This window comes from Streptomyces sp. NPDC060031, assembly GCF_042736805.1.
Classification (GTDB): domain Bacteria; phylum Actinomycetota; class Actinomycetes; order Streptomycetales; family Streptomycetaceae; genus Streptomyces.
On the sequence record NZ_JBHWVM010000169.1, the window covers coordinates 1 to 6,387 of the forward strand.

The 6,387-nt window shown below is 71.0% G+C and carries 7 protein-coding genes and 1 pseudogene; all 8 read right to left on the reverse strand.

Annotation, left to right across the window (positions count from 1 at the left end):
• Nucleotides 1-201 (reverse strand): annotated as a pseudogene (locus ACFWB8_RS36240) (hypothetical protein); the annotation flags it as partial.
• A gap of 212 nt (nt 202-413) precedes the next feature.
• Nucleotides 414-1,754: a sulfate adenylyltransferase subunit 1 gene (locus ACFWB8_RS36245; protein ID WP_385237338.1), complete on the reverse strand. Its 1,341-nt coding sequence runs from the start codon at nt 1,752-1,754 to the stop codon at nt 414-416.
• Between the two features lie 2 nt (nt 1,755-1,756).
• Entirely contained in the window at nt 1,757-2,710 is a 954-nt protein-coding gene (gene cysD / locus ACFWB8_RS36250) for a sulfate adenylyltransferase subunit CysD (RefSeq protein ID WP_385237341.1), read from the reverse strand.
• Entirely contained in the window at nt 2,707-3,252 is a 546-nt protein-coding gene (gene cysC, locus ACFWB8_RS36255; protein ID WP_266791744.1) for an adenylyl-sulfate kinase, read from the reverse strand. The genes cysD and cysC overlap by 4 nt, the downstream gene beginning before the upstream one ends.
• A 35-nt stretch (nt 3,253-3,287) precedes the next feature.
• On the reverse strand, nt 3,288-4,034 hold the full coding sequence (locus ACFWB8_RS36260) for a phosphoadenylyl-sulfate reductase (RefSeq protein WP_385237344.1): 747 nt from the start codon (nt 4,032-4,034) through the stop codon (nt 3,288-3,290).
• Nucleotides 4,031-4,210 (reverse strand): hypothetical protein, encoded by a 180-nt coding sequence (locus ACFWB8_RS36265; RefSeq protein ID WP_385237347.1) that lies wholly within the window; start codon nt 4,208-4,210, stop codon nt 4,031-4,033. The genes ACFWB8_RS36260 and ACFWB8_RS36265 overlap by 4 nt, the downstream gene beginning before the upstream one ends.
• The gene (locus tag ACFWB8_RS36270) at nt 4,207-5,916 is read right to left on the reverse strand and encodes a nitrite/sulfite reductase (RefSeq protein ID WP_385237350.1); all 1,710 of its coding nucleotides are present in this window, start codon (nt 5,914-5,916) and stop codon (nt 4,207-4,209) included. The genes ACFWB8_RS36265 and ACFWB8_RS36270 overlap by 4 nt, the downstream gene beginning before the upstream one ends.
• Nucleotides 5,917-6,122: 206 nt before the next feature.
• On the reverse strand, nt 6,123-6,206 hold the full coding sequence (locus ACFWB8_RS36275) for a putative leader peptide (RefSeq protein WP_312847410.1): 84 nt from the start codon (nt 6,204-6,206) through the stop codon (nt 6,123-6,125).
• Nucleotides 6,207-6,387 lie beyond the last annotated feature (181 nt).

Below are 6,387 nucleotides of genomic sequence, written 5' to 3' on the forward strand. Positions count from 1 at the left end.
GACCTCGGAGGCGGAGAGCGGCTTGCCGGCGTCCGCGACGTTGGCCGGCTTGTCCTTCGACTCGTCCTTCTTCGCCTCGGAACCGTAGCCGCAGGAGGCGAGCGCGCCGATCAGGAGCGGCAGGGCGGCGGCGGCGGCGACTCCGCGGCGCACGCCGGCGGAAGAGCGCTTATTACGGGTGGTGATACCGGTGGCAGGCACGGGAGGACTTCCTCTCGAAGCGCCGTGTGGTCACGACGCAGGTCTTCGTCTATGGGGCAGGGGCTGGTTCAGCTCGGAGTGGTGGGCGCGCATGCAGTGCGCGTACGTCATCGCGCACATCGCGCCACCCCTCCCTGGCCACTGCCGAGGGCGCCGCTGCCTACGCGGCCGCCCTCCTTGGCGAAGGTGGAGTAGATGTCGGAAAGCATGATCTAGAAGTCCCACCCTTCTTCATCCGCCTGTACGGTCGTCTCGGCCTTGGAGGCGAAGGACTCGCCCGCCATGCCCGCCGCCAGGGTGGTTCCGTCAGCCGGGTCGATCAGCAGGAAGGACCCGGTACGGCGCGAGTCGGCGTACGCGTCGAGCGCCAGCGGCTCGGCGGTACGGACGACCACGCGGCCGATGTCGTTGGCCACGAGCTGCCCGGGGTTCGGGTGCTGCGACAGGTCGTCCAGGGTCAGCCGCGAGGGGATCTCCTTGACGATGGCCTTCACCGTGCGCGTCGTGTGCTTGATCAGCACCCGGGCGCCGACGGCCAGCGGCTGGTCCGCCACGTGGCAGACCGTCGCCTCGACGTCCTGCGTGGTGGCCGGGGCGCTCGCGGACGGCGCGATCAGGTCGCCGCGCGAGATGTCGATGTCGTCCTTCAGACGCACCGTCACCGACTGCGGGGCCCACGCGATGTCCACCGGCTCACCCAGGGCGTCGATGCCCTCGATGACCGAGGTGCGCCCCGACGGCAGGACGGTCACGGCGTCGCCGACGCGCAGCACGCCGGAGGCGATCTGGCCCGCGTACCCCCGGTAGTCGGGGTGCTCGGCGGTCTGCGGGCGGATCACGTACTGCACCGGGAAACGTGCCGGGCAGGCCGTGAGGTCGTGGCTGACCGGGACGGTCTCCAGGTGCTCCAGCACCGTGGGACCCCCGTACCAGTCCATGTGCGCGGACGGCTCGACCACGTTGTCCCCGGCCAGGGCCGAGATCGGGATCGCGGTGATCTCCGGGACGCCCAGGTCGGAGGCGTACGCGGTGAACTCCTCGGCGATCGCCGCGAAGACGGCCTCCTCGTAGCCCACCAGGTCCATCTTGTTGACGGCCAGGACCACCTGCGGGACCCGCAGCAGGGCCGCGACGGCCGCGTGCCGGCGGGTCTGCTCGATCACGCCGTTGCGGGCGTCGACCAGCACCACGGCCAGGTCGGCGGTGGAGGCGCCGGTGACCATGTTGCGGGTGTACTGCACGTGCCCGGGGGTGTCGGCGAGGATGAACCGGCGGCGGGCGGTGGCGAAGTAGCGGTAGGCGACGTCGATGGTGATGCCCTGTTCCCGCTCGGCCCGCAGGCCGTCGGTGAGCAGCGCGAGGTCGGGGGCGTCCTGGCCGCGCTGGGCGGAGACGGCCTCGACGGCCTCCATCTGGTCGGTGAGGACCGACTTGGAGTCGTGCAGCAGGCGGCCCACCAGGGTGGACTTGCCGTCGTCGACGGAACCGGCGGTCGCGAAGCGCAGCAGCGTGGTCGCCGACAGGTCGGCGAACTGCTCTGTGGTGCTGGTCATTTCTAGAAGTACCCTTCGCGCTTGCGGTCTTCCATCGCGGCCTCGGACATCTTGTCGTCGGCGCGGGTGGCGCCCCGCTCGGTGAGCCGGGAGACGGCGATCTCGGCGATCACGGCGTCCAGCGTGGTGGCGTCGGAGTCGACGGCGCCGGTGCAGGACATGTCGCCCACGGTGCGGTAGCGGATCAGGCGGGTCTCGGGGACCTCGCCCTCCTTGGCGCCGCCCCATTCGCCGGCCGTCAGCCACATGCCGTTGCGCAGGAACACCTCGCGCTCGTGGGCGAAGTAGATCTCCGGGAGCTCGATCTCCTCGCGGGCGATGTACTGCCACACGTCCAGCTCGGTCCAGTTGGACAGCGGGAAGACGCGCACGTGCTCACCCGGGGCGTGACGGCCGTTGTAGAGCTGCCACAGCTCGGGCCGCTGGCGGCGCGGGTCCCACTGGGAGAACTCGTCGCGCAGGGAGAAGACGCGCTCCTTGGCGCGGGCCTTCTCCTCGTCGCGGCGGCCGCCGCCGAAGACGGCGTCGAACTTGAGCCGCTGGATCGCCTCGGTGAGCGGGACGGTCTGCAGCGGGTTGCGGGTGCCGTCGGGGCGCTCGCGCAGCGTGCCGGCGTCGATGTAGTCCTGGACGGACGCGACGTGCAGGCGCAGGCCGTGCTCGGCCACCGTGCGGTCGCGGTACTCCAGGACCTCGGGGAAGTTGTGCCCGGTGTCCACGTGCAGGAGGGTGAAGGGCACCGGCGCGGGCGCGAACGCCTTGAGCGCCAGGTGCAGCATGACGATGGAGTCCTTGCCGCCGGAGAAGAGGATCACCGGCTTCTCGAACTCGCCCGCCACCTCGCGGAAGATGTGCACGGCCTCCGACTCGAGGGCGTCGAGGTGCGACAGTGCGTACGGCGCGGAGCCAGAGGAATGGTCCGCAGCGTCGTGCAGGTGGGCGACGGTGGTCGTCATGCCAGACCCCTCTCGGTGAGCAGCGCGTGCAGGGCCGAGGCCGACTCCTGCACGGACTGCGTGTGCGACTCGATACGGAGGTCCGGGGACTCCGGCGCCTCGTACGGGTCGTCGACCCCGGTCAGACCGGAGATCTCGCCCGCCGCCTGCTTGGCGTACAGGCCCTTCACGTCACGCTCCGAGCAGACCTCGACCGGGGTGGCCACGTGGACCTCCAGGTACGCGGTTCCCTCGGCGGCGTGCCGCTTGCGGACGGCCTCGCGGCTGTCCGCGAACGGCGCGATCACCGGCACGAGGGCCTTGACGCCGTTGCTCGCCAGCAGTTCGGCGACGAAGCCGATCCGCTGCACGTTGGTGTGCCGGTCCTCGCGGCTGAAACCGAGTCCGGCGGACAGGAACTCGCGGATCTCGTCTCCGTCGAGGACCTCCACACGGTGGCCCTCGGCGCGCAGCCGCTCGGCCAGCGCGTAGGCGATGGTGGTCTTGCCCGCGCTCGGCAGCCCGGTCAGCCACACGGTGGCGCCCTGGTCGCTCACGCTCATCTGCTGTGTCTCCGTAGAATCGTCACGTTCCGTCATCAGCCGTGCAGCCCGCACTCGGTCTTGGCCCGCCCGGCCCAGCGGCCGGCCCGCGCGTCCTCGCCCTGCGCCACGCGGCGGGTGCAGGGGGCGCAGCCGACGGAAGCGTAACCGTCCATCAGCAGCGGGTTGGTGAGCACCCCGTGCTCCAGCACGTACGCGTCCACGTCGTCCTGGGTCCAGCGGGCGATCGGCGAGATCTTGACCTTCTGCCGCTTCTCGTCCCAGCCGACCACCGGGGTGTTCGCCCGGGTCGGGGACTCGTCGCGGCGCAGCCCCGTCGCCCAGGCCTCGTACGCGGTCAGGCCCTCTTCCAGGGGCTTGACCTTGCGCAGCGCGCAGCACAGGTCGGGGTCGCGGTCGTGCAGCTTCGGACCGTACTCGGCGTCCTGCTCGGCCACCGTCCGGCGCGGGGTGAGCGTGATGACGTTGACGTCCATCACGGCCTCGACCGCGTCACGGGTGCCGATGGTCTCCTCGAAGTGGTAGCCCGTGTCGAGGAAGACCACGTCCACGCCGGGGAAGGCGCGGGAGGCGAGGTGGGCGACGACCGCGTCCTCCATGGAGGAGGTCACGGCGAACTTCCGGCCGAAGGTCTCGGCCGCCCAGGTGAGGATCTCCAGGGGGGAGGCGTCCTCGAGGTCCCGGCCCGCCTGCTCGGCCAGCGCCTTGAGGTCGCGCGTCCCCTGAACGTCCTGACCGTCCTGAACGTCCTGAGCGCCCCGGGTGTCCTGAGTGGTCGTCATATCCGGTCCCCTCCAGCGGTGTTGGACTGAACGCCCCGGGCCAGCAGCCCGAGGTACTTCAGCTGGAAGGCTCGGTTGCAGGCCCGGCATTCCCACGCGCCGTGACCGGTTTCGTTGGGAAACAGGTCCTCGTCGCCGCAGTACGGGCAGTAGAACGGTGCGGCGCGCTCGCTCACGAGAGGCTCTTCTCGTCGGCGCGGGCGACCCAGGCCGCGAAGCGCTCGCCGTCCTCGCGCTGCTCCTCGTAGCTCTTGACGACCCGCTCGACGTAGTCGGGCAGGCCGGCCGAGGTGACCTTGAGGCCGCGGACCTTGCGGCCGAAGCCGGCCTGCAGGCCGAGGGCGCCGCCCAGGTGGACCTGGTAGCCCTCCACCTGGTTGCCGTCGTCGTCCAGGACCAGCTGGCCCTTGAGACCGATGTCCGCCACCTGGATACGGGCGCAGGCGTTCGGGCAGCCGTTGATGTTGATGGTGAGCGGCTCGGCGAAGTCCGGCAGGCGGCGCTCCAGCTCGTCGATCAGCGCGGCGCCGCGCGCCTTGGTCTCGACGATGGCCAGCTTGCAGAACTCGATGCCGGTGCAGGCCATCGTGCCGCGGCGGAACGGGGACGGGTTGACCCGCAGGTCCAGCGCCTCCAGGGCCGAGACGACCGAGTCGACGCGGTCCGCCTCGATGTCGAGCACGACCATCTTCTGCTCGGCCGTGGTGCGCAGGCGCCCGGAGCCGTGCTGATCGGCGACGTCCGCGATCTTGGTCAGGGTGGCCCCGTCCACGCGGCCGACGCGGGGCGCGAAGCCGACGTAGAAGCGGCCGTCCTGCTGCTGGTGGACGCCGACGTGGTCGCGCCACTGGCCGCTGGGCTGCTCGGGGGCGGGGCCGTCGGTCAGCTCGCGCCCCAGGTACTCGTCCTGCAGGACCTGGCGGAACTTGGCCGGGCCCCAGTCCGCGACGAGGAACTTCAGGCGGGCGCGGGTGCGCAGCCGGCGGTAGCCGTAGTCACGGAAGATCGAGATGACGCCCTCGTAGACGTCCGGGACCTCGTCGAGCGAGACCCAGGTGCCCAGGCGCACGCCCAGCTTGGGGTTGGTCGAGAGGCCGCCGCCGACCCAGACGTCGAAGCCGGGGCCGTGCTCGGGGTGGTTCACGCCGACGAAGGCGATGTCGTTGATCTCGTGCGCCACGTCGAGCAGCGGCGAGCCGGAGACCGCGGACTTGAACTTGCGGGGCAGGTTGGAGAAGGCCGGGTTGCCCACGATCCGGCGCTGGATCTCCTCGATCGCGGGGGTGCCGTCGATGATCTCGTCCCGGGCGATGCCGGCGACGGGCGAACCGAGGATGACGCGGGGCGTGTCACCGCAGGCCTCGGTGGTGGAGAGGCCGACGGCCTCCAGACGGCGCCAGATCTCCGGCACGTCCTCGATCCGGATCCAGTGGTACTGCACGTTCTGGCGGTCGGTGAGGTCGGCCGTGCCGCGGGCGAACTCCTGCGAGATCTCACCTATGACGCGGAGCTGCTCGGTGGTCAGCCGGCCGCCGTCGATGCGCACGCGCAGCATGAAGTACTCGTCGTCCAGCTCCTCCGGCTCCAGGATCGCGGTCTTGCCGCCGTCGATCCCGGGCTTGCGCTGGGTGTACAGGCCCCACCAGCGCATGCGGCCGCGCAGGTCGTTGGGGTCGATCGAGTCGAAGCCCCGCTTGGAGTAGATCGTCTCAATGCGTGTCCGCACGTTGAGACCGTCGTCGTCCTTCTTGAACTGCTCGTTGCCGTTGAGGGGCGTGTGGTGTCCGACGGCCCACTGACCCTCACCGCGGTGACGGCCGGTCTTGCGGCGCGCGGCGGCTGCGGGAGCTGCGGCTGCGGGCGTTTCGGGGGTGGCGGCCATGGCGGTACGTCCTTCTTCGGCGGCTCAAGGCGGGGGCAGGGGAGAGCGGCGTGGACCCCTGGGCGCGGAGCGGGTGTGGCTGATCGCCGCCGCTCTCTTCCGGTTGTGCCGGTGCGTTGGGCGGTGGTCGGCCTACAGGGGACTTGCGAGGTGTGGCGCGTCCACGACGGCTGCGTGGAGGCGCGGTGCGGCGGTGGCTGGTTCCGTCAGCGCGCCGGACAGATGGCGCTGGACATGCGGCCGAGGTCGACGTGCCGCCGACTCACCAAGGCAATTCCAGCTCCGTTCATGGCGGAAGCGTGTCATGTGGCGATTGGAGGAGTCCACTACTGTCCATGATTCGGACGATGTCGTCCCGAATCATGAGACGACGTGACGGGCGTCACTCCAGGGGCGCCCGTGGCAGGCCAGGGCGGCGCCGCTGCCGGGGGGGGGGGGGGGGGGCCCCCCCCCCGGGCCGCCCCCCCCGGG

Excerpts from the sequence above, each read along its gene's own strand:
- cysC (WP_266791744.1), bottom strand. The coding sequence starts at position 3,252 with ATGAGCGTGAGCGACCAGGGCGCCACCGTGTGGCTGACCGGGCTGCCG.
- ACFWB8_RS36245 (WP_385237338.1), bottom strand. The coding sequence starts at position 1,754 with ATGACCAGCACCACAGAGCAGTTCGCCGACCTGTCGGCGACCACGCTG.
- ACFWB8_RS36275 (WP_312847410.1), bottom strand. The coding sequence starts at position 6,206 with ATGAACGGAGCTGGAATTGCCTTGGTGAGTCGGCGGCACGTCGACCTC.
- ACFWB8_RS36260 (WP_385237344.1), bottom strand. The coding sequence starts at position 4,034 with ATGACGACCACTCAGGACACCCGGGGCGCTCAGGACGTTCAGGACGGT.
- ACFWB8_RS36270 (WP_385237350.1), bottom strand. The coding sequence starts at position 5,916 with ATGGCCGCCACCCCCGAAACGCCCGCAGCCGCAGCTCCCGCAGCCGCC.
- cysD (WP_385237341.1), bottom strand. The coding sequence starts at position 2,710 with ATGACGACCACCGTCGCCCACCTGCACGACGCTGCGGACCATTCCTCT.